20 protein-coding genes and 3 tRNA genes are annotated in these 22,370 nt (G+C 67.9%); 22 read left to right on the top strand and 1 reads right to left on the bottom strand.

Annotation, left to right across the window (positions count from 1 at the left end; all coding sequences use genetic code 11):
- Window positions 1-2: 2 nt before the first annotated feature.
- Complete coding sequence (locus AB0F81_RS11575) at window positions 3-329, bottom strand: hypothetical protein (protein WP_360194752.1); 327 nt, start codon at window positions 327-329, stop codon at window positions 3-5.
- A gap of 256 nt (window positions 330-585) precedes the next feature.
- Here AB0F81_RS11575 and AB0F81_RS11570 point away from each other — a divergent pair, with 256 nt between their 5' ends.
- The 22 genes from AB0F81_RS11570 to fusA all read left to right on the top strand — a co-directional run bounded on the left by AB0F81_RS11570 (window position 586) and on the right by fusA (window position 22,353).
- Complete coding sequence (locus AB0F81_RS11570) at window positions 586-729, top strand: hypothetical protein (protein WP_360194749.1); 144 nt, start codon at window positions 586-588, stop codon at window positions 727-729.
- Between the two features lie 48 nt (window positions 730-777).
- The gene (locus AB0F81_RS11565; RefSeq protein WP_360194746.1) at window positions 778-3,306 is read left to right on the top strand and encodes a bifunctional diguanylate cyclase/phosphodiesterase; all 2,529 of its coding nucleotides are present in this window, start codon (window positions 778-780) and stop codon (window positions 3,304-3,306) included.
- A gap of 93 nt (window positions 3,307-3,399) precedes the next feature.
- Window positions 3,400-3,472 (top strand) — tRNA-Thr (locus AB0F81_RS11560).
- A 49-nt stretch (window positions 3,473-3,521) separates the two neighbouring features.
- Window positions 3,522-3,594: transfer RNA gene (locus AB0F81_RS11555), tRNA-Met, on the top strand.
- 105 nt (window positions 3,595-3,699) lie between these two features.
- Entirely contained in the window at window positions 3,700-3,867 is a 168-nt protein-coding gene (rpmG, locus tag AB0F81_RS11550) for a 50S ribosomal protein L33 (RefSeq protein ID WP_014440704.1), read from the top strand.
- Between the two features lie 70 nt (window positions 3,868-3,937).
- Window positions 3,938-4,387, top strand: a complete 450-nt coding sequence (locus AB0F81_RS11545; RefSeq protein WP_360194742.1) for a MaoC family dehydratase N-terminal domain-containing protein — start codon at window positions 3,938-3,940, stop codon at window positions 4,385-4,387.
- Complete coding sequence (locus AB0F81_RS11540; RefSeq protein WP_360194739.1) at window positions 4,388-4,783, top strand: MaoC family dehydratase; 396 nt, start codon at window positions 4,388-4,390, stop codon at window positions 4,781-4,783.
- An 81-nt stretch (window positions 4,784-4,864) separates the two neighbouring features.
- Window positions 4,865-4,937: transfer RNA gene (locus tag AB0F81_RS11535), tRNA-Trp, on the top strand.
- A gap of 107 nt (window positions 4,938-5,044) precedes the next feature.
- Window positions 5,045-5,425 (top strand): preprotein translocase subunit SecE, encoded by a 381-nt coding sequence (gene secE, locus AB0F81_RS11530; RefSeq protein WP_360194736.1) that lies wholly within the window; start codon window positions 5,045-5,047, stop codon window positions 5,423-5,425.
- A 46-nt stretch (window positions 5,426-5,471) separates the two neighbouring features.
- Window positions 5,472-6,185 carry a transcription termination/antitermination protein NusG gene (nusG, locus tag AB0F81_RS11525; RefSeq protein ID WP_360194733.1) on the top strand — a complete coding sequence of 238 codons (714 nt, stop codon included), beginning with the start codon at window positions 5,472-5,474 and terminating at the stop codon, window positions 6,183-6,185.
- A gap of 77 nt (window positions 6,186-6,262) precedes the next feature.
- A complete protein-coding gene (gene rplA, locus AB0F81_RS11520; RefSeq protein WP_360194730.1) occupies window positions 6,263-6,976 on the top strand; it encodes a 50S ribosomal protein L1 in 714 nt (237 codons plus the stop codon).
- Between the two features lie 71 nt (window positions 6,977-7,047).
- Window positions 7,048-7,893: an ATP-binding cassette domain-containing protein gene (locus tag AB0F81_RS11515; RefSeq protein WP_360194727.1), complete on the top strand. Its 846-nt coding sequence runs from the start codon at window positions 7,048-7,050 to the stop codon at window positions 7,891-7,893.
- Window positions 7,890-8,567: a hypothetical protein gene (locus tag AB0F81_RS11510; RefSeq protein ID WP_360194724.1), complete on the top strand. Its 678-nt coding sequence runs from the start codon at window positions 7,890-7,892 to the stop codon at window positions 8,565-8,567. Before AB0F81_RS11515 ends, AB0F81_RS11510 begins: the two co-directional genes overlap by 4 nt.
- 293 nt (window positions 8,568-8,860) lie before the next feature.
- Entirely contained in the window at window positions 8,861-9,406 is a 546-nt protein-coding gene (gene rplJ / locus AB0F81_RS11505; protein ID WP_360194721.1) for a 50S ribosomal protein L10, read from the top strand.
- 57 nt (window positions 9,407-9,463) lie between these two features.
- A complete protein-coding gene (rplL, locus tag AB0F81_RS11500; RefSeq protein WP_360194718.1) occupies window positions 9,464-9,850 on the top strand; it encodes a 50S ribosomal protein L7/L12 in 387 nt (128 codons plus the stop codon).
- A 574-nt stretch (window positions 9,851-10,424) separates the two neighbouring features.
- The gene (locus AB0F81_RS11495) at window positions 10,425-13,865 is read left to right on the top strand and encodes a DNA-directed RNA polymerase subunit beta (RefSeq protein WP_360194715.1); all 3,441 of its coding nucleotides are present in this window, start codon (window positions 10,425-10,427) and stop codon (window positions 13,863-13,865) included.
- Between the two features lie 102 nt (window positions 13,866-13,967).
- Window positions 13,968-17,858, top strand: a complete 3,891-nt coding sequence (locus AB0F81_RS11490; protein WP_360194712.1) for a DNA-directed RNA polymerase subunit beta' — start codon at window positions 13,968-13,970, stop codon at window positions 17,856-17,858.
- 122 nt (window positions 17,859-17,980) lie between these two features.
- The gene (locus tag AB0F81_RS11485) at window positions 17,981-18,295 is read left to right on the top strand and encodes a hypothetical protein (protein WP_360194860.1); all 315 of its coding nucleotides are present in this window, start codon (window positions 17,981-17,983) and stop codon (window positions 18,293-18,295) included.
- 66 nt (window positions 18,296-18,361) lie between these two features.
- The gene (locus AB0F81_RS11480) at window positions 18,362-18,907 is read left to right on the top strand and encodes a DUF4190 domain-containing protein (protein ID WP_360194709.1); all 546 of its coding nucleotides are present in this window, start codon (window positions 18,362-18,364) and stop codon (window positions 18,905-18,907) included.
- Window positions 18,908-19,325: 418 nt separating this feature from the next.
- On the top strand, window positions 19,326-19,700 hold the full coding sequence (gene rpsL / locus AB0F81_RS11475) for a 30S ribosomal protein S12 (RefSeq protein ID WP_014440718.1): 375 nt from the start codon (window positions 19,326-19,328) through the stop codon (window positions 19,698-19,700).
- A 1-nt stretch (window position 19,701) separates the two neighbouring features.
- Complete coding sequence (gene rpsG / locus AB0F81_RS11470; protein WP_196415138.1) at window positions 19,702-20,172, top strand: 30S ribosomal protein S7; 471 nt, start codon at window positions 19,702-19,704, stop codon at window positions 20,170-20,172.
- Window positions 20,173-20,256: 84 nt separating this feature from the next.
- On the top strand, window positions 20,257-22,353 hold the full coding sequence (gene fusA, locus AB0F81_RS11465) for an elongation factor G (RefSeq protein WP_360194705.1): 2,097 nt from the start codon (window positions 20,257-20,259) through the stop codon (window positions 22,351-22,353).
- Window positions 22,354-22,370 lie beyond the last annotated feature (17 nt).

The following is a 22,370-nucleotide window of genomic DNA, read 5'->3' as shown; positions in this document are numbered from 1 at the left end:
TCTCAGCCGTTCTCGCGCGCCTGGTCGTCGATCCAGCGCTGGTGTGCCTCCCAGGCTGCCTGTTTGCTGCTGCCGAGGGCTGCCCCGATCTGCGTCCAGGAGGCGCCGGCGAGCCGTGCCGAGCGCACCATGGCCTGCCGGCCGTAACCGACCTTGCGGATCATCACCTCGCCGAGCGCCAGCATCTCCAGGATCTCCGCGAGGTTCAGCTGGGGCGTGCCGGTGTCGGGGCTGACGTTCGTGACGGCATCCCGCATGCGCAGTTCGTTGTATCGGGCGGTGGCGGTGGCGAGGGTGTGCCGTCGCTCCAGTTCCTCCGGGATCGTCATGCAGGCACTGTGTCGTCAGGTTGGCTTGACGTCAAGCTCGCATGACAGCTTGAGCGTGAATTGCCCTCACTTCTCCGGCTAAATCAGGCAGAAAGCTCTCAATTCTTGGGCGTGGAGATGGCCCCGGGACTCAGCCGTTCGGCCATTGTTTGACGAAGCCGCGGTTCGACCCGCCGTCGGACATCCCCAGTCGCACAACAGGTGTGGCAACATCAGGGGACCGATCCGGACATCCACTCGCACACTGGAGCGCATCATGTCTGCAGGAAAGCTGGGCCGCTTCGTCGGTTTGGTTTTTGTGGTCGCCGCTGTGTTCAGTGGGTTCGGTGCGGTCGGGCATGCCGACGCCTCGCGCCCGTCCGCGGCTGTCTACGCCACCCTCGACTTCACCTGGAACTGATTGCCAGACGGCAGGAGGCCGTTCCTACGCCGGCGGACAAGGAGCGCTATGGCCGGCCGTCCACCCGCGCGGCGGCGTTCCGCTGACTATGCCTGGCTGATCACCGGCCCGCTGGCTCTTCTGGCCGTGGTCTGCACGGTCGCCCTGTGGCGCGTCGAGCCGGACTGGTATGAGTCCTGGCCGCTCGGCATCCTCATCCTCGCGCTCTACGTCGTCGCGCAGCTGGCGACGTTCAACATCGTCATCCGGCGCAGCGCGTTCGAGGTCAGCGTCACCGAGGTGCCACTGGTCCTGGCGATCTTCTATCTGCCGCCGGTGATGACCATGCTGGTGGTCACCGGCGCGCTGCTGGCCCGGCAGCTCTCCTCGTCGATCCCGCCGGTCAAGCTCTGGTTCAACGTCGCCGAGGTGGCCGCCTCGATCGGCGTCTCGCTGCTGGTCGTCGAGGCGCTTCCGGACATCCACGGCACCGGCCCGGGCACGTGGGGCGTCATCTTCGTGGCCGTCGCGGTCAACGTGCTGATGCAGGTGGCCTGCCTGGCCAGCGTGATCGGCGTGGTCAACGGCCGGCGCGCCGGGGCCGACGTGCTGCGGGCGAGCGTGTCGAACCAGGTCATCGCCGGGATCAACGTGGCGGTCGGCCTGCTGTTCGTGATCGCGCTCGAGGAGACCAAGTGGTCCGCGGCGCTGCTGGCGGTCCTGGTCGTCTCGTTGATACTGGTTCTGCGCTCCTTCGCCGGCTTCTTCCGGCAGCACCGCACGCTCGCCGACGTCTACGAGCTGACCCAGGCGGTCCGCGACGTCGGGTCGAACAACGCGCTGCCCGACGTCCTGCTCGATCGGGTCCGCTCCCTCATGCGCTCGGAGTACGCGACGCTCTGGCTGGCCCCGCAGGGGCGGTACCCGGAGGTGCTGCTCACCGCCCAGGTGGACAACAAGGGCCTGCTCGACGTCTCGCCGGTGCCCGGCCCGATCCGGGAGTTCACGGTCAAGCAGCAGTCCCCGGTCGCGGTCGGCGCCCACTTCTCCGACACCGAGCACCTGCGCGAGCATCTGCGGACCGCGCGGGTCAAAGACGTGCTGCTGGTCCCGCTGCGCTCCGGGCAGACGACGATCGGCACCCTCGAAGTGATCAACCGGGTGGGGGAGAACCGCACCTTCCGCGACAGTGACGTGCAGGTCCTGGAGACGATCGCGGCCCACGTCGCGGTGGCGGTGGAGAACTCCCGCCTGGTCGACCGGCTGCGCCACGACGCGTACCACGACCGCCTCACCGGCATGCCGAACCGGCGGCGGATCATCGACGCGCTCGCCGAGTCGATGACCGTCCGGGCCGAGGGCGAGGTCGTCGCGGTGATGCTGTTCGACGTCGACGGCCAGCGGAACGTGAACGAGTCGATGGGGCACGCGGCGGGCGACAAGCTGCTCGCCGAGGTGTCCGCCCGGCTGCGCGCGATCGCCGGTTCGGGCGCCCTGGTCGGCCGGATCGGTGGCGACGAGTTCGTGGTCACCCTGCGCGCCGCGAGCATCGAGACGACGATCGAGATCGCCACCCGGATGCGCGAGCGCCTGCGCGGCCCGATGGCGGTGGGCTCACTCACCCTCGACGTGGACACCGCGGTCGGCGTCTCGGTCTATCCCGACCACGGCAGCGACCCGGAAACCCTGCTGCAGCGGGCCGAGCTGGCCGCCAACGCGGCCAAGGTCCTGCCGTACGGTGTGCAGCCCTTCCACCCCGCCCTGGAGTCCCGGGCGGTGCGCCGTCTCGGCATCGCCGCGGACCTGCGACGGGCCCTCGACAACGGGCAGCTGGAGGTCTACTTCCAGCCCAAGGTCACACTGGCCGACCGGCACGTGCTGGGCGTCGAGTGCCTGGCCCGCTGGGTGCACCCGGCGCACGGCGAGGTGGCGCCGGAGGACTTCGTGGCGGTCGCCGAGCACACCGGCCAGCTCGCCCGGCTCACCGAGGTGGTGCTCACCGCCGGCCTGCGCCGGTGCCGGGAGTGGGCGGCCGCCGACCGGCCGCTCTCGGTCGCGGTCAACCTGTCCGCGCGGACCCTGCTCGACTCCCGCTTCCCGGACCTGGTCGAGGAGTTGCTGACCGAGCATCAGGTCGGCCCCGGCCAGCTCACCTTCGAGATCTCCGAGCCGGGCATGCTCAGCGACATCGAGCGCGTGCTGCCCACCCTCTACCGGCTGCGGGACCTGGGCGTGCGGCTCAGCGTCGACGATTTCGGTACGGGCGCGTCCTCCCTGGCCTATCTGCGGCAGTGGCCGGTGCACGAGGTGAAGATCGACGACAGCTTCGTGCAGGGCATGGCGACCGACTCGGGTGATCTCGCCATCGTCCGGGCGGTGATTGGCCTGTCCCGTGAGTTCGGCCTCACCGTGGTCGCCGAGGGTGTGGAGAGCGAGCTCACTCTCGACCTGCTCGAGGAGATGGGCTGCGAGATCGGCCAGGGCTACCTCTTCAGCCGCCCCCTGCCGTACGAGCGGTTGGAGGCCTGGCTGAGCGCTCAAACCGAGCCGGAGTCCACTCCCACCGGCGAGGTCCGCAGGCTCCGGGCGGTCATCTGACCTGCGCTTTCACGGGAAAGGGGGTACTGATTTCACGCCCGCGAACCGGCCGTGTAGTCTTACTTCTGCACGAGCGAGAGATCGCAAGCGCAAGCCCCCTTAGCTCAGTCGGCAGAGCGTCTCCATGGTAAGGAGAAGGTCTACGGTTCGATTCCGTAAGGGGGCTCTACCGGGTTCGTTCCCGCCCTGCCTGGCGTCGGACTTGAGCCTGGCTCGGCGGTGTAGCTCAGATGGCAGAGCAAGCGGCTCATAATCGCTGTGTCGCCGGTTCAAGTCCGGCCACCGCTACTTTCCGTGGACCCCACCCGGGGTGCCACTTTGCAGAACGACCCACCAAGCGTCTACGCTGGTTCGTCGTCAGTTAGAACCCCGTTAGCAGGAAGGCACCCCGCCGTGGCCAAGGCGACCGACGTCCGTCCGAAGATCACCCTGGCGTGCACGGAGTGCAAGGACCGGAACTACATCACCAAGAAGAACCGGCGTAACGACCCGGACCGGATTGAGCTGAAGAAGTTCTGCCCCCGCGACGGGAAGCACACCCTGCACCGCGAGACGCGCTGAGCGTTCGCAACAAAAGATCTTCCCTGCGCCGTCCGGATGGATTCCGGGCGGCGCAGAGTAGTTTGTGGGCATGCCTCTGGACCAATCGTTTGTGGGCCGCAGCTGGCCGCCCACCGAGCCCTATCTCGTCGGCCGCGAGAAGATCCGTGAGTTCGCCCGGGCGATCGGCGCCACCGACGCGGAGTACCACGATCCGGAGGCGGCCCGGGCCCTCGGTTACGCCGATGTGGTGGCCCCGCCCACCTTCCCGGTGGCGATCACCATGGCGGCCAGCCGGCAGATCGTGAACGATCCCGCGCTCGGCCTGGACTACAGCCGGGTCGTGCACGGCGACCAGAGGTTCGCCTACGCCCGGCCGGTCGTCGCCGGTGACGCCCTGGTCTGTGTGAACACGGTGGACGAGATCACCAGCCGGGGCGGGCACGACTTCCTCACCACCCGGACGGACGTGACGACCGAGGCCGGCGAGCCGGTCGTCACTGTGTGGTCGAAGCTGGTCCAGCGCGGCGAGGAGGCGTAAATGGGCGACGTTCTGGAGCCGCAGACCTTCCGGGTGACCCGGGCCGATCTGGTCCGCTACGCGGGCGCCTCGGGTGACTTCAACCCGATCCACTGGAGCGACCGGATCGCCACCAGCGTCGGTCTGCCCGGTGTCATCGCGCACGGCATGTTCACGATGGCTCTGGTCGGCCGTGCGGTGACGACGTGGGCCGGCGCCGCGGACGCGGTTGTCGAGTTCAGCGTGCGGTTCAGCCGCCCGGTTCCGGTGCCGGACACGGACGAGGGCACCGAGGTCGTCGTCACCGCGACGGTGAAGGAAGTCACCGAGGACGGACACACTCGGCTGAGCCTCACTGCGACGTGCAACGGCGACAAGGTACTGTCCATGGCACAGGCGCTTGTCAGGAAGCGGTAGCCCGGGTTGGGAGAACGCCGGGCGTACCCGTACACTGGTGCGCCGTGGGGCTCTGAGTCGTCATAGGCGCAGGTCCCGCAAAGGGGTGTAGCTCAATTGGCAGAGCAGCGGTCTCCAAAACCGCAGGCTGCAGGTTCAAGTCCTGTCACCCCTGCGCAATCCTCCTCGACGTGCCCGCCCGGTGCGCGGTTCGCACAACTTCCGCGTCCGGTCGAGCCCTGACGGGACCATCAACACCACCGACGACGGAAGTAGGGCGAAGTGGCCGAGAAGGACCGGCCCGGTGACGACGTCCCGGGCGACGACGAGGTGCTCGCCGACGCCGCCGCCGGCGGTGACGTGCCTGATGACGAGACCGACGACGCGCTGGTGAGCCGTGGCGGCGGGACCGCCGTCGCCGAGCGCACCACGGACGAGAGCCCGAAGGCCAGGAAGTCGGGCCGTCGTGGCGGTCCCTTCGGCCGGATCGGCGGCTTCTTCCGCGAGGTCGTCAGCGAGCTCCGCAAGGTCATCTGGCCGACGCGCCGTGAGCTGCTGACCTACACCAGCGTCGTGATCGTGTTCGTCGTGGTGGTGACGACTCTCGTGGTGTCGCTGGACTACGGGTTCGGCAAGGCCATCCTCTGGGCGCTCGGCGACTAGTCCGGCCCCGGGCCACCTGAAGAGACTTATCTGGAAGTGAGCGAGCGTGCCTGAGTACGACGACGAGACCGCGCAGTCTGCTGACGAGCAGTCGTCGCCGGACATCGACGAGTCGGTGGAGACGGTCGACGTCCCGGCCGTGGCCCAGGCGCCCGAGGCTGACGAGGACTACGACCCGGTCAAGGAGCTCCGCCAGAAGCTGCGCTACGCGCCCGGCGACTGGTACGTGGTGCACTCCTACGCCGGTTACGAGAACAAGGTCAAGACCAACCTCGAGACCCGGATCACCAGCCTCGACATGGAGGACTTCATCTTCCAGGTCGAGGTGCCGACCCGCGAAGAGGTCGAGGTCAAGAACGGCAAGCGCAACCAGGTGCAGGCCAAGGTCTTCCCCGGCTACATCCTGGTCCGCATGGACCTGACCCCGGAGTCCTACTCCTGCGTGCGCAACACGCCCGGTGTGACCGGCTTCGTGGGCGCCACCGACCGGGTCGACCGGCCGGCCCCGCTCTCGCTCGACGAGGTGCTGAAGTGGCTGGCCCCGGCCGTCCAGGCCGAGGAGAAGAAGCCGAAGGCCGAGGTCAAGGTTCTGGACTTCGAGGTGGGCGACTCGGTCACGGTCACCGACGGCGCGTTCGCCTCGCTGCCGGCCTCGATCAGCGAGATCAACGCCGACCAGCAGAAGCTCAAGGTCCTGGTTTCGATCTTCGGTCGGGAGACCCCGGTCGAGCTGAACTTCAACCAGGTCACCAAGATCTGATCGCCGGATCGCCGGCGATTCACGTGGGAGGGGCCGCGCTCGGCGGCCCCGCCAACTACCACAGGAGTAATTGAGAAATGGCACAGCGCAGCAAGGGCTACCGCAAGGCGGCCGAGCAGATCGACGCGTCGAAGCTCTACGAGCCGGCCGAGGCGATCAAGCTCGTCAAGGAGACCAACCCGGTCAAGTTCGACGCCACCGTCGAGGTCGCGATGCGTCTCGGTGTCGACCCGCGTAAGGCCGACCAGATGGTCCGCGGCACCGTCAACCTGCCGCACGGCACCGGTAAGACCGCCCGCGTGATCGTCTTCGCCCAGGGCGCGAAGGCTGAGGAGGCCGTCGCGGCCGGCGCCGACGAGGTCGGCACCGACGAGCTCGTCGCCCGCATCCAGGGTGGCTGGCTGGACTTCGACGCCGCGATCGCGACGCCGGACCAGATGGCCAAGATCGGCCGGATCGCCCGGATCCTCGGCCCGCGTGGCCTCATGCCGAACCCGAAGACCGGCACCGTCACCATGGACGTGACCAAGGCCGTCAACGAGATCAAGGGCGGCAAGATCACCTTCCGGGTGGACAAGCACTCCAACCTGCACCTGATCATCGGCAAGGCGTCCTTCTCGCCGGAGCAGCTGGTCGACAACTACGCCGCGGTGCTCGACGAGGTCCTGCGGGCCAAGCCGTCCGCCGCCAAGGGCAAGTACCTGAAGAAGGTCACCGTCGCCACCACGATGGGCCCCGGCGTTCCGGTCGACCCGAACGTCCAGAAGAACCTGCACGGCACCGAGGCCTGACGGTCCGGTAAGTAACGTCGAAGGCCCCCGGGGACAACCCCGGGGGCCTTCTCTGTGGGAGGCTTCCGGCCGTGCGTCTCGATGCGATCTGGTTCCGGTACGCCCGCCGCGCCGGCTGGACCCTGCGCGACGTCGACGCCCGTGTCGATCCCGGGCAGACCGTCGTGGTGCTGGGCCCCAACGGCGCCGGCAAGTCGACACTGCTCCAGCTGGCCGCCGGTGTGCTGCGGCCGAGCCGCGGCGCGGTCCGCGACCGGCCGCCCGTCGTCGGCTGGGTGCCCGAGCGTTTCCCGGCCGCGCAGCCCTTCACCACCGCCGGCTACCTGCGGGACATGGCCGCTCTGCGGGACCTGCCGGCGACCACCGCGGACCACTGGATCGAGCGCCTCGGCCTGGCCGCCCACGCCGGCACCCCGCTGGCCGACCTCTCCAAGGGCACCGCGCAGAAGGTCGGCCTCGCCCAGGCGCTGCTCGCTCCGCCCGGCCTGCTCGTTCTGGACGAGCCCTGGGAGGGCCTGGACGCCGCCTCCCGCGGACTGATCCCGGAGATCGTCTCCGAGGTCACCGCAGCCGGGGGAGCGGTCCTGGTGAGCGACCACCGCGGCGAGATCGCCAACCTGCCCGGCGCGGTGCACTGGACGGTCACCGGCGGCACGCTGCAGCTCACCCCGGTTCCCGTCCCGGTCGCCGCGCACGCCGCTGCCGCGCCGCAGCCGCACGCCGCCGAGACCCCCGTACCCCGGCGCGCCCTCGACCCAACCGCCGACGAGGTCATCGTCGAGGTCGTCGTGCGGCGGCACGAGGCCGCCGACGCGGTGGTCCGGCTGCGTGCCTCCGGTCACCGTGTCTGCGGGGTACGCGAGAAGGACCCCACCCCAGAGGTACGGGCCGAGCGCACCGAATCGGAGGAGCGATGACCGCCCTGGTCCGGATGCGCGTGGCCGGCTTCGTGCGCAGTGGCCGCGTGCTGGCGCCCCTGATCACCGTCCTGGCGATCCTGTCGGTCCTCTACGGCGGCGGCCCCTCCTCCGCCGCGGCCGCCTACGGCTACTCCGCCGTCATGCTCTTCCCGGTTCTGGCCTGGCTCACCAAGCTGGTGCTGGACGCCGAGCCCGACGTCCAGCGCCAGCTCGCCCGGCTGACGGTGGGCCCGGTCCGGGAGGCCACGGCCGGGCTGCTGGCCGCCGGAATCCTCGGCGCCGGCGTCTGCCTGCTCGCGATGCTGGCCCCGGTGCCGTTCGGCGCCATCACGGGCCCGCGCATCGGGATCGGCGTGCTGCTGGGTGTTCTCGCTCACGTGCTGGCCCTGCTCGCCGCGCTGGCGCTGGGCGCGCTCGCCGGCCGCCCGGTGACCCGGCGGGTGCTCCCCGGGGTGGCCGTCCTGGTCACCGGTTCGGTGCTGGTGATCGTGCTCGGCCTGCGCGGTTCGATCGCTCCGTGGCTGGTCCCGCCGGTGATGGCGACCGCCCGGGCGCTGAGCGACGGCACCGCGCCGCCGCCCGGCACCCTGGCCGGGCTGGTCACCTGGACCCTCGCCTGGTGTGCCGCCACGCTCGCCGGTTACGCCGTTCTGCGCCGGGCTCGCGCGTAGCGGACAACCGCACCCGGGGGACAGGACGACCCCGATTTGGTTTTCGCCCGCTGCCCCGCGTACTCTGGCTTCTCGAAGTTCCACCCATAGACCGCTGGTCGCCGCAGCGACCGTCGTCAGACGGACGTCGCGGCCGAAGGTCCCGCAGAGAGCGGGCGACCTGCGCAGGGAGAACGGTTCGTGATTTCGGCCCGCCTTCGCGCGTGCCTGAGTTCGCCCCGTGCCCTGCGCCGGGGCGTTTTGCTTTGTGCGGACCCTCATCGCCAGTGGCTGAGCACTGAGAGAGGAGGGACATGGCGGACAAGCCGGTCCGGGCCGACAAGGCTTCGGCTGTTGACGAGCTCACGGAGCACTTCCGTGGCTCTGCGGCCACCGTGTTGACCGAATACCGCGGCCTCACCGTGAAGGAGCTCACTGAGCTCCGGCGCTCGCTGGGTAGCGAGGCCAAGTACACGGTCGCCAAGAACACGCTCGCGAAGCGTGCGGCGACCGACGCGGGTATCGAGGGCCTCGACACGCTGTTCACCGGTCCTACCGCGCTCGCCTTCGTGAAGGGTGATGTGGTCGAGGCGGCCAAGGGCCTTCGTGCCTTCGCCAAGGCCCACCCCGTTCTCGTCATCAAGGGCGGTGTCTTCGAGGGCAAGGCTCTCACGGCGGACGAGGTCAACAAGCTTGCTGACCTCGAGTCCCGTGAGGTGCTGCTGGCCAAGCTGGCCGGCGCCATGAAGGGCAACCTGACCAAGGCGGCCGGCCTGTTCCAGGCCCCGCTCGCTCAGGTGGCTCGCCTCGGGGCGGCCCTGCAGGAGAAGCGCGAAAAGGAAGGTTCCGCCGAGGCCTGATCGGCCGCGGAACCATCACGCACGTTCTAGTTCAAAAGCTACGAAAGGTTGCCAGACATGGCGAAGCTCAGCACCGAAGAGCTGCTCGGCGCGTTCAAGGAGATGACGCTGATCGAGCTCTCCGAGTTCGTGAAGCAGTTCGAGGAGACCTTCGAGGTCACCGCCGCTGCCCCGGTTGCGATCGCGGCCGGCCCGGCTGCCGGTGGCGCTGCCGCCGAGGCCGCGGTTGAGCAGGACTCGTTCGACGTCGTTCTGGAGAGCGACGGCGGCAAGAAGATCCAGGTCATCAAGGTCGTGCGTGAGCTGACCGGCCTGGGCCTCAAGGAGGCCAAGGACGCCGTTGAGGGTGCCCCGAAGGCCATCCTCGAGGGTGTCAACAAGGAGAAGGCCGAGGCTGCCAAGGCCAAGCTCGAGGGCGAGGGCGCCAAGGTCACCCTCAAGTGATCTAACGCTCTACAGCGTTTCTCGTCGATGGCGGGGATCCGGAACGGATCCCCGCCATCGGTGTTCCCGCAGGTCATGCGCCCACAACTCTAAGGGTGGCAAAGCCTGCCAAAGCTCATGATTCATGCGTTAAGGTCCCTTTGGTGCGCCGGCCGGATGACCGCGGCAGTCCGACCCGCGGCACAGCCCTTGACTGAGTGTCCGCTGACAGGCACGCTGACATCAGCAAGTTTCCGCGCTTGCGACAGCCGCGCTGTGGGTAATCGGTGTTGAGCCGATCCTGCGGACCGGCACCCGAGAGAGAGTTGCCGCGTTTCTGAGCGGCCCCGCCACCGGCGTTGACCATGAATGCGCAGGTCAACAACGGCGGGGACACGTTCCGCGAGCCATCTCAGGGTGTGGGCTGGACAGCGGTTAGCCGAGCGGCTACACTGCTAGTTTGCGCTGCCTTCTGTCTTGATGCCTGTCGGGATATCCATGTGGATAACTTCCCGGGGGCTCATTGGAGTGCACGCAGACCAGTTGCATCAGCAACTCAGCCGCATAGCAGCACCGGTCCTCGGAAGGACGCATCTTGGCAGCTTCCCGCCCTGCGAAGACCAGCCGTACGTCGAGCGCTTACGCACCCCGCCGGGTCTCTTTCGGCAGGATCACCGAGCAGCTAGAGGTCCCCAACCTTCTCGCCCTCCAGACGGAGTCCTTCGACTGGCTGGTCGGCAATGAGGCTTGGCAGGCCCGGACGACGGACGACCCGCACGCCCACTCGGGCCTCGCAGAGATCCTCGAAGAGATCAGTCCCATTGAGGACTTCTCCGGCACTATGTCGCTGTCCTTCTCGTCTCCGCGATTCGACGAGGTCAAGGCCTCGATCGAGGAGTGCAAGGAGAAGGACCTGACTTACTGCGCTCCGCTGTTCGTGACCGCGGAATTCACCAACAACACGACTGGCGAGATCAAGAGCCAGACCGTGTTCATGGGTGACTTCCCGATGATGACCCCCAAGGGGACGTTCGTCATCAACGGCACCGAGCGCGTCGTGGTGAGCCAGCTCGTCCGGTCGCCGGGCGTGTACTTCACCAAGGAGCCGGACAAGACCTCCGACCGCGACCTCACCAGCGTCAAGGTCATCCCGAGCCGGGGTGCCTGGCTGGAGTTCGACATCGACAAGCGCGACACGGTCGGTGTCCGCATCGACCGCAAGCGCCGGCAGGCCGTCACCGTCCTGCTCAAGGCGATCGGCTGGTCGGCGGACCAGATCCGTGAGCGGTTCGGCTGGTCCGAGCTGCTCATGACGACGCTGGAGAAGGACCACATCGCCGGGCAGGACGAAGCCCTGCTCGACATCTACCGCAAGCTGCGCCCGGGCGAGCCCCCCACCCGGGAGAACGCGCAGACCCTGCTCGACAACCTCTTCTTCAACCCGAAGCGGTATGACGTCGCCAAGGTCGGCCGGTACAAGTTCAACAAGAAGCTCGAGATCGACGTCCCGATCGTTCGGGGCACGCTGACCGAGGAAGACGTCGTCAAGACCGTGGAGTACCTCTGCCGGCTGCACGCCGGTGAGGAGGGCTACGAGGCCGACGACATCGACCACTTCGGCAACCGCCGTCTGCGGACGGTCGGCGAGCTCATCCAGAACCAGGTCCGCGTTGGCCTGTCCCGGATGGAGCGCGTCGTCCGTGAGCGCATGACGACGCAGGACGTCGAGGCGATCACGCCGCAGACCCTGATCAACATCCGCCCGGTGGTGGCGGCGATCAAGGAGTTCTTCGGTACGTCGCAGCTGTCGCAGTTCATGGACCAGACCAACCCGCTGGCGGGCCTGACCCACCGGCGGCGGCTGAGCGCGCTCGGCCCCGGTGGTCTGAGCCGTGAGCGGGCCGGCTTCGAGGTCCGTGACGTGCACCCGTCCCACTACGGCCGGATGTGCCCGATCGAGACCCCCGAGGGTCCGAACATCGGTCTGATCGGTGCTCTCTCGACGTTCGCGCGGGTCAACCCGTTCGGCTTCATCGAGACGCCGTACCGGAAGGTCGAGAACGGTGTCGTCACCGACGAGGTGCACTACCTCACGGCCGACGAGGAAGACCGCTTCATCAAGGCCCAGGCGAACGCCGTGCTCTCCAGCGACGGCACCTTCGCCGAGGACCGCGTCCTGGTCCGCCGGAAGGGCGGTGAGGTCGACTACGTGCCCGGTGGCGAGGTCGACTACATGGACGTGTCGCCGCGGCAGATGACCTCGGTCGCGACCGCGATGATCCCCTTCCTCGAGCACGACGACGCCAACCGTGCCCTCATGGGCGCGAACATGCAGCGTCAGGCCGTGCCGCTGGTCAAGGCGGAGGCCCCGCTGGTCGGTACCGGCATGGAGTACCGCGCTGCCGTCGACGCCGGTGACGTGGTCGTCGCCGAGGTCGCGGGTGTGGTCGAGGACCTGTGCGCCGACTACGTGACGGTGCACCAGGACGACGGCCACCGCCGGACCTACCTGCTGCACAAGTTCCGCCGCAGCAACGCCGGCTCCTGCGTCAACCAGAAGCCCGTCGTCTTCGAGGGCGACCGGGTCGAGGCCGGCCAGGTCATCGCCGACGGTCCCTGCACCGACGAGGGCGAGATGGCTCTCGGGCGCAACCTGCTGGTGGCGTTCATGTGCTGGGAGGGTCACAACTACGAGGACGCGATCATCCTGTCGCAGCGCCTCGTCCAGCAGGACGTCCTCACCTCGATCCACATCGAGGAGCACGAGGTCGACGCCCGTGACACCAAGCTCGGCCCGGAAGAGATCACCCGCGACATCCCCAACGTCAGCGAGGAAATGCTCGCCGACCTGGACGAGCGCGGCATCATCCGGATCGGCGCCGAGGTCGTCCCCGGCGACATCCTGGTCGGCAAGGTCACCCCGAAGGGCGAGACCGAGCTGACCCCGGAGGAGCGCCTGCTGCGCGCCATCTTCGGTGAGAAGGCCCGGGAGGTCCGGGACACCTCGCTGAAGGTTCCGCACGGCGAGACCGGCACCGTCATCGGCGTCCGGACGTTCTCCCGCGAGGACGGCGACGAGCTGCCCCCGGGTGTGAACGAGCTGGTCCGGGTCTACGTGGCCCAGAAGCGGAAGATCCAGGACGGCGACAAGCTCGCCGGCCGGCACGGCAACAAGGGCGTCATCTCCAAGATCCTGCCGGTCGAGGACATGCCGTTCCTCGAGGACGGCACCCCGGTCGACATCGTGCTCAACCCGCTCGGTGTGCCGTCGCGTATGAACATCGGCCAGGTTCTGGAGACCCACCTCGGGTGGATCGCCAAGACCGGCTGGTCGGTGGACGGCGACGACGAGGACTGGAAGCGTCAGCTGCGGGCGATCGAGGCTCACGAGTCTCCCGCCGACAGCAACGTCGCGACCCCGGTCTTCGACGGCGCTCAGGAAGAAGAGATCAAGGGCCTGCTCGAGTCGACGCTGGTCAACCGCGACGGTAAGCGGCTGGTCAACGGCGACGGCAAGGCGCAGCTCTTCGACGGTCGCTCCGGTGAGCCTCTGCCGGACCCGATCTCGGTCGGCTACGTCTACATCCTCAAGCTGAACCACCTGGTCGACGACAAGATCCACGCTCGGTCGACCGGCCCGTACTCGATGATCACCCAGCAGCCGCTCGGTGGTAAGGCGCAGTTCGGTGGCCAGCGGTTCGGCGAGATGGAGTGCTGGGCCATGCAGGCCTACGGGGCGGCGTACGCCCTGCAGGAGCTGCTCACCATCAAGTCCGATGACGTCTTGGGCCGAGTGAAGGTCTACGAGGCCATCGTCAAGGGCGAGAACATCCCGGAGCCGGGAATCCCGGAGTCCTTCAAGGTGCTCCTCAAGGAGCTGCAGTCGCTGTGCCTGAACGTCGAGGTGCTCTCCAGCGACGGTGTGGCCCTGGAGATGCGCGAGACGGACGACGAGGTCTTCCGGGCCGCGGAGGAACTCGGCATCGACCTGTCCCGGCGCCCGAACGAGGGCGTCAGCAGCGTCGAAGAGATCTGACGGAAAGCGTCCCCGGTCCGTGTTCAGGCGACTGAGCACGGCCGGGGACGCTCCCGCCGGCCTTGAATTCACCCGAGCAACGAAACACGAGGGATAGACCAAGTGCTCGACGTCAACTTCTTCGACGAGTTGCGTATCGGCCTTGCTACCGCTGACGACATCCGGCAGTGGTCGCACGGCGAGGTCAAGAAGCCCGAGACGATCAACTACCGCACCCTCAAGCCCGAGAAGGACGGACTCTTCTGCGAGAAGATCTTCGGTCCGCAGCGGGACTGGGAGTGCTACTGCGGCAAGTACAAGCGGGTCCGGTTCAAGGGCATCATCTGTGAGCGCTGCGGCGTCGAGGTGACCCGGTCCAAGGTCCGCCGTGAGCGGATGGGTCACATCGAGCTGGCCGCGTCGGTCACGCACATCTGGTACTTCAAGGGTGTGCCGAGCCGCCTCGGTTACCTGCTCGACCTTGCCCCCAAGGACCTCGAGAAGATCATCTACTTCGCCTCGTACGTGGTGACGAGCGTGGACGCCGAGGCGCGTCACCGCGACATGTCCACCATCGAGAACGAGATCTTCGCCGAGAAGCGCCAGGCCGAGAACGGCCGGGACTCCGAGATCGAGAAGCGCGCCGCCAAGCTGGAGCAGGACCTGGCCGAGCTTGAGGCCGAGGGTGCCAAGGCCGACGTGCGCCGCAAGGTCAAGGAAGCCGGCGAGCGCGAGATGCGCCAGATCCGGGACAAGGCCCAGCGCGAGATCGACCGCCTCGACGAGGTGCTCGACACCTTCCGCAAGCTCGACAGCAAGCAGCTGGTCACCGACGAGCTGCTCTACCGCGAGCTGCGCGACCGCTTCGGTGAGTACTTCACCGGCGGCATGGGTGCCGAGGCCATCAAGGCGCTGCTCGAGAACATGGACCTGGACGCCGAGGCGGAGAACCTTCGGGAGATCATCCGCACCGGTAAGGGCCAGCGGAAGATCCGGGCGCTCAAGCGGCTCAAGGTCGTCGCGGCGTTCCTGAACACCCGCAACTCGCCGCTCGGCATGGTCCTGGACTGCGTCCCGGTCATCCCGCCGGACCTGCGCCCGATGGTGCAGCTCGACGGTGGCCGCTTCGCCACCTCCGACCTGAACGACCTGTACCGCCGGGTCATCAACCGGAACAACCGGTTGAAGCGACTGATCGACCTGGGCGCGCCCGAGATCATCGTGAACAACGAGAAGCGGATGCTGCAGGAGGCCGTCGACGCGCTGTTCGACAACGGCCGCCGCGGCCGGCCGGTCACCGGCCCGGGTAACCGCCCGCTGAAGTCGCTGTCCGACATGCTCAAGGGCAAGCAGGGCCGGTTCCGTCAGAACCTGCTCGGCAAGCGGGTCGACTACTCCGGTCGTTCCGTCATCGTCGTCGGCCCCCGGCTCAAGCTGCACCAGTGCGGCCTGCCGAAGCAGATGGCGCTGGAGCTGTTCAAGCCGTTCGTGATGAAGCGCCTGGTCGACCTGAACCACGCGCAGAACATCAAGTCCGCCAAGCGGATGGTCGAGCGGCAGCGTCCGGTCGTGTGGGACGTCCTCGAAGAGGTCATCTCCGAGCACCCGGTTCTGCTGAACCGTGCTCCGACCCTGCACCGTCTGGGTATCCAGGCCTTCGAGCCGCAGCTGGTCGAGGGCAAGGCGATCCAGATCCACCCGCTCGTCTGCACCGCGTTCAACGCGGACTTCGACGGTGACCAGATGGCGGTCCACGTGCCGCTGTCGGCCGAGGCGCAGGCCGAGGCCCGGATCCTGATGCTGTCGTCGAACAACATCCTCAAGCCGGCCGACGGCAAGCCGGTCACCATGCCCACCCAGGACATGGTCATCGGTCTGTACCACCTGACCCACCTCACGCCCGGTGCCAAGGGCGAGGGCCGGGTGTTCAGCTCGGACGCCGAGGCGCGGATGGCGTACGACAACGGTGAGCTGCACCTGCAGGCTCCGATCAAGGTCCGGCTCCGCGAGGTCGTCGGGGTGGACAACGGCGCCAAGGGCGAGCCGTGGATCGCGCCGGAGGACTGGACCGAGGGCGACCCGGTCTCGGTCGAGACCACCCTGGGCCGCGTCATCTTCAACGAGACGCTGCCCCCGGGCTACCGGTACGTGAACTACGAGATCCGCAAGGGTCAGCTGTCGGCGATCGTCAACGACCTCGCCGAGCGCTTCCCGAAGGTCGCCCTGGCCGCGACCCTGGACGCGCTCAAGGAGGCCGGCTTCCACTGGGCCACCTGGTCCGGTGTGACGATCGGCATGGGCGACGTCATCGGCCCGCCGCGCAAGCCCGAGATCCTGGCTCGCTACCAGGTCGAGGCGGACCGCATCGACAAGCAGTACCAGCGTGGTCTGATGACCGCCGAGGAGCGTCGCGGCGAGCTCATCGAGATCTGGACCAAGGCGACCAACGAGATCTCCAAGGAGATGGAGACCGCGCTGCCGCAGGAGAACCCGCTCTGGGTGATGATCAACTCCGGCGCTCGCGGTAACCTCCTCCAGCTCCGGCAGATCGCCGCGATCCGTGGTCTGGTGGCCAACCCCAAGGGTGAGATCATCCCGCGGCCGATCACCTCGTCGTACCGCGAGGGTCTGACCGTGCTGGAGTACTTCATCTCCACGCACGGTGCTCGTAAGGGTCTGGCCGACACCGCGCTGCGTACCGCCGACTCGGGTTACCTGACCCGGCGTCTGGTGGACGTCTCGCAGGACGTCATCATCCGCGAGGAGGACTGCGGCACCGAGCGCGCGATCCCGATGGCGGTCGGCGAGCGCGAGCCGGACGGCACCCTGGTCGTGCACACGCACGCCGAGACCGGTGTGCACGCCCGTACGCTGGCCGACGACATCACCGACAGCGCCGGCAACCTGGTCGTCGCCCGCGGTTCGGACCTCAACTCGATCCTGGTCGACAAGCTCGTCGCCGCCGGTGTCGAGAACGTCCGGGTGCGCAGCGTCCTGACCTGTGAGTCGAAGCTGGGTGTCTGCGCGGCCTGCTACGGCCGTTCGCTGCCGACCGGCAAGTCGGTCGACATCGGCGAGGCCGTCGGCATCATCGCGGCCCAGTCCATCGGTGAGCCCGGTACGCAGCTGACGATGCGTACCTTCCACACCGGTGGTGTCGCGGGTGAGGACATCACCCAGGGTCTCCCGCGTGTTCAGGAGATCTTCGAGGCCCGGGTGCCGAAGGGTAAGGCGCCCATCGCCGACACCCCCGGCCGCATCCGGATCGAGGACGGCGAGCGTTCGCGCAAGATCGTCGTCATCCCGGACGACGGCAGCGACGAGATCGTGTACGACAAGATCTCGAAGCGGGTCAAGCTCCGCGCCCACGACGGCGACCACGTCAACGTCGGCGAGAAGCTCACCGAGGGCACCATCGACCCGCACGAGCTGCTGCGCATCATGGGCCCGCGCGCGGTCCAGGTCCACCTGACCAGTGAGGTCCAGGAGGTCTACCGCTCGCAGGGTGTGCTCATCCACGACAAGCACATCGAGATCATCATCCGCCAGATGCTCAAGCGGGTGACGGTCATCGACTCCGGCGCGACCGAGTTCCTGCCGGGTGTGCTGGTCGACCGGGCGCTCTTCGAGTCGGAGAACCGCCGGCTCGTGGGCGAGGGTGGCGAGCCCGCCGCCGGTCGTCCGGTGCTGATGGGTATCACCAAGGCCTCGCTGGCGACGGACTCCTGGCTCTCGGCGGCCTCCTTCCAGGAGACCACCCGGGTGCTCACCGACGCTGCGATCAACTCGCGCAGCGACTCGCTGGTGGGCCTCAAGGAGAACGTCATCATCGGTAAGCTCATCCCGGCCGGTACCGGTATCTCCAAGTACCGCAACATCCGGGTCGAGCCGACCGAGGAGGCCAAGGCGAAGGTGTACTCGATGACCGGGTACCCGGAGACCGACTACGGCTTCGGGCCGGCCAGCGGGCAGGCTGTGCCGCTGGACGACTTCGACTTCGGGTCGTACCGCTAAGGGTTTGTTTCTGATGGGGCGGTCGCGCATGGCGCGGCCGCCCCGTCGGCGTCTCCAGGCGCGCCGGGCCGCGCTCCTAGAATGGTCGGGTGACGCTACCTGCGGTGCCCACCCGCCATCCGATGGATCCGGAGCCGGTGCCGGCCACGAAGGCCCGTGCGGTCTTCGCGCTCGGCCTCGTGGGGTTGCTCACGGGTGTCTTCCTGGGCGGCGTGATTCCCGCCACGCTGGCGCTCGTGCTGGCCCGGCAGAGCCACCGCGAGGCCTACGCCGCGGGCGGCTATCTGACCGGATCCGTCTGGCTGCGCCGCGGCCGCCGGCTCGCCTGGACCGGGCTGGTGGTGGCGCTGACTTCGCTGGTGGTGGCGGTGATCGCCGGTCTGCTGCACCTGGCGACCGTTCCCGGCGGTCAGGACTTCGCACCCGGCACGGACTGATCGGGCCCGGTCCAGGCCGCCACAGCCGGGCTGCGCGCCGGCTCGTACGGGTGACATGCTTTCCGTATGACCCAGTACCCGGGGACCGCCTACCCGCCGCCTCCGCACCAGCCGGGCGGTCATCCCGGTCAGGTGCCCCCGCCGCCCCCGCACTTCGGCCCCCCGTCGCCGTACGCGGCTCCTCAGCACTTCGTGCCCCCACCCACCACCAGCTGGGAGCTGGAGCGGGTGGACGCGGTCGGCGGCACCGAGTTCGGCCTGGCGCAGCTGCGCGTGCCGCCGATCACGTCCGGGCTGGCGATCGGCTCGCTGGTGGCCGGCATCGGCACCATCCTGGTGTCCTTCCTGGCCGGTTGTTTCGGCACGATCGGCGCCGGTGAGGACTGGGGCGCCGTGGTCACCGGGGCCTTCACCCTGCTGTGCGTGCTCGCCGGCGGGGGCGCGATCACGGCCGGTGTGATCGCGTTGCGGCAGATCCGCCGCTCCGGCCAGACCGGCCGGGTGCGTTTCACCGGCCGGGGTCTGGGCATCGCTGGAATCGTGTGTGGCGGCATCGGTGCGGGAATCGGTGTGCTGGCGTTGTTGTTGGGATTGTTGTTGCAGCCGTCCTGATCGGCCTCGGTCGCGGGCGCCTCGGCAGTGGGATCCGGCACCGCGGCGATGCCGCGCCGGACCACCCGGTACACTGGTATACGGAGATGTCCATCGTGGGAGCCTGGGCTCATTTTGACCTGGGTGCTTAGGGTGGGTACTCTTTCCCCTCGTGCCCGGGCTCGCCCGGGCAACTCGTGCGTGCACCCGAATCGGACGGTACGACGGGTATCGCGGCACGACGGGTTCAGGGTCAGGCCCTGACACAGATACAAGACCCGAAGCGCGTGATCATCACGCGCGGCGGGACCGTGAGCCGGACGACACGCCCGACCGCGGGTGCGGGAGCCTCCCTCCGGGGAGGGGACAGCACACAGAGGCAGAAATACTCGGTGCGGCCGTAAAACTAGGAAGCGGCCGAAGGGAGCGGAGAAACCCGGTGCCCACGATCCAGCAGCTGGTCCGTAAGGGCCGCCAGGCGAAGACGAGCAAGACGAAGACGCCGGCGCTGAAGGGAAGCCCTCAGCGGCGCGGCGTGTGCACGCGCGTGTACACCACTACCCCCAAGAAGCCGAACTCTGCGCTGCGCAAGGTCGCTCGTGTGAAGCTGAGCAGCCAGATCGAGGTCACGGCGTACATCCCCGGCGTTGGTCACAACCTCCAGGAGCACTCGATCGTGCTCGTGCGTGGCGGTCGTGTGAAGGACCTCCCGGGCGTTCGCTACAAGATCGTCCGCGGCTCGCTGGACACCCAGGGTGTCCGGAACCGCAAGCAGGCCCGCAGCCGTTACGGCGCGAAGAAGGAGAAGAGCTGACATGCCGCGTAAGGGACCCGCTCCGCGCCACCCTGTGGTCGCAGACCCGGTGTACAACTCCCCGCTGGTAACGCAGCTGGTCAACAAGATCCTCATCGGCGGAAAGCGTCAGCTCGCCGAGCGCATCGTGTACGGCGCCCTCGAGGGCTGCCGCGAGAAGAGCGGCACCGACCCGGTGGTCATCCTCAAGCGCGCGATGGACAACGTGAAGCCGACCCTCGAGGTCCGCAGCCGCCGTGTCGGTGGCGCGACCTACCAGGTGCCGGTCGAGGTCCGTACCCCGCGGCAGACCACTCTCGGCCTCCGCTGGCTGGTCCAGTACTCCAAGGCCCGCCGCGAGAAGACCATGATCGAGCGCCTCCAGAACGAGCTGCTCGACGCCAGCAACGGCCTCGGTGCCGCCGTCAAGCGGCGCGAGGACACCCACAAGATGGCGGAGTCCAACAAGGCCTTCGCGCACTACCGCTGGTAAGACCCTGCTGAGGCCCGGCATCTGCCGGGCCTGTGGCAGTCGTACCGGTCCACGAGACGACGACGAAGAAAAGTAGGGATGGAAGTGGCCGCCGCAGACGCGCTCGCCAAGGTACGCAACATCGGCATCATGGCGCACATCGACGCTGGTAAGACCACGACGACCGAGCGAATCCTGTTCTACACCGGCATCACGTACAAGATCGGTGAGGTCCACGAGGGCGGCGCCGTCATGGACTGGATGGAGCAGGAGCAGGAACGCGGTATCACCATCACTTCCGCCGCCACCAAGTGCGAGTGGAAGGGTCACACGATCCAGATCATCGACACGCCCGGCCACGTCGACTTCACGGTCGAGGTCGAGCGGTCGCTGCGGGTGCTCGACGGCGCGGTGGCGGTCTACGACGGCGTTGCCGGCGTGGAGCCGCAGACCGAGAACGTCTGGCGGCAGGCGGACAAGTACAACGTCCCCCGGATGTGCTTCGTCAACAAGCTGGACCGGACCGGCGCGGACTTCTTCCGCTGCGTGCAGATGATGATCGACCGGCTGAACGCGACCCCGCTCGTCCTGCAGATCCCGATCGGGCTCGAGGGCGACCACATCGGTGTCGTCGACCTGATCGAGATGCGTGCCCTCACCTGGCGTGGTGAGACCCAGAAGGGTGAGGACTACGCCATCGAGGAGATTCCGGCCGACCTGGCCGACTCCGCCGCCGAGTGGCGCGAGAAGCTGATCGAAACCCTCGCTGACGTCGACGACGCGGTGATGGAGAAGTACCTCGAGGGCGAGGAGCTTTCGGTCGAGGAGATCAAGGCCGCCATCCGGCGCGCCACGATCGCCAGCAAGGCCAACCCGGTCCTCTGTGGCTCGGCCTTCAAGAACAAGGGTGTTCAGCCGATGCTGGACGCCGTCGTCGAGTTCCTGCCGTCGCCGCTGGACATCCCGGCGATCGAGGGCACCGCGACCGACGGCGAGACCCCGATGCTGCGGAAGCCGTCGAACGACGAGCCCTTCTCGGCGCTGGCCTTCAAGATCCAGACCGACAAGCACCTCGGCAAGCTCACCTACGTCCGGATCTACTCCGGCACGCTCGAGTCCGGTTCTCAGGTGGTCAACTCCACCAAGGACCGCAAGGAGCGGATCGGCAAGATCTACCAGATGCACGCGAACAAGCGTGAGGAGCGCACCACCGCGCAGGCCGGCGACATCATCGCCGTCCAGGGTCTGAAGCAGACCACCACCGGTGACACGCTCTGCGACCCGGCCAACCCGGTCATCCTGGAGTCGATGACCTTCCCGGAGCCGGTCATCCAGGTCGCCATCGAGCCGAAGACCAAGTCGGACCAGGAGAAGCTGGGCACCGCGATCCAGCGTCTGGCCGAGGAGGACCCGACCTTCCGCGTCTTCAACGACGAGGAGACCGGGCAGACCATCATCGCCGGCATGGGCGAGCTCCACCTCGACATCCTCGTCGACCGCATGCGGCGCGAGTTCAACGTCGAGGCGAACATCGGTAAGCCGCAGGTCGCGTACCGCGAGACCATCCGCGGCACGGTGGACAAGATCGACTACGTCCACAAGAAGCAGACCGGTGGCTCGGGCCAGTACGCGAAGGTCATCGTCAAGGTCGAGCCGCTGTCGCTCGACGCCGACGGCCCGACCTACGAGTTCGTGAACGCCGTCACCGGTGGCCGTATCCCCAAGGAGTTCATCCCCTCGGTGGACGCGGGTGCGCAGGACTCGCTCCAGTACGGTGTGCTCGCCGGCTACCCGCTGGTGGGCGTCAAGTTCACCCTGCTGGACGGCCAGTACCACGAGGTCGACTCGTCTGAGATGGCGTTCAAGATCGCCGGCTCGATGGCGATGAAGGAGGCGGCCCGCAGGGCTGACCCCGCTCTCCTCGAGCCGATGATGGCCGTTGAGGTCACCACCCCTGAGGACAACATGGGTGACGTCATCGGCGACCTCAACTCCCGGCGTGGCATGATCCAGTCGATGGAGGAGCGCCACGGCGCTCGCGTCGTCAAGGCTCTCGTTCCGCTGTCGGAGATGTTCGGCTACGTCGGCGACCTTCGGTCGAAGACTGCGGGCCGGGCGAGCTACAGCATGCAGTTCGACTCCTACGCCGAGGTTCCCGCGAACGTGGCGAAGGAGATCATCGCTAAGGCCACTGGCGCCTGATGCGTTGAGGCACGTGC

Source organism: Actinoplanes sp. NPDC024001, from assembly GCF_040638955.1.
Taxonomy (GTDB): Bacteria; Actinomycetota; Actinomycetes; order Mycobacteriales; family Micromonosporaceae; genus Actinoplanes.
Note: the sequence above shows the minus strand (reverse complement) of the source record. Positions and strands in the feature narration are given on the sequence as shown.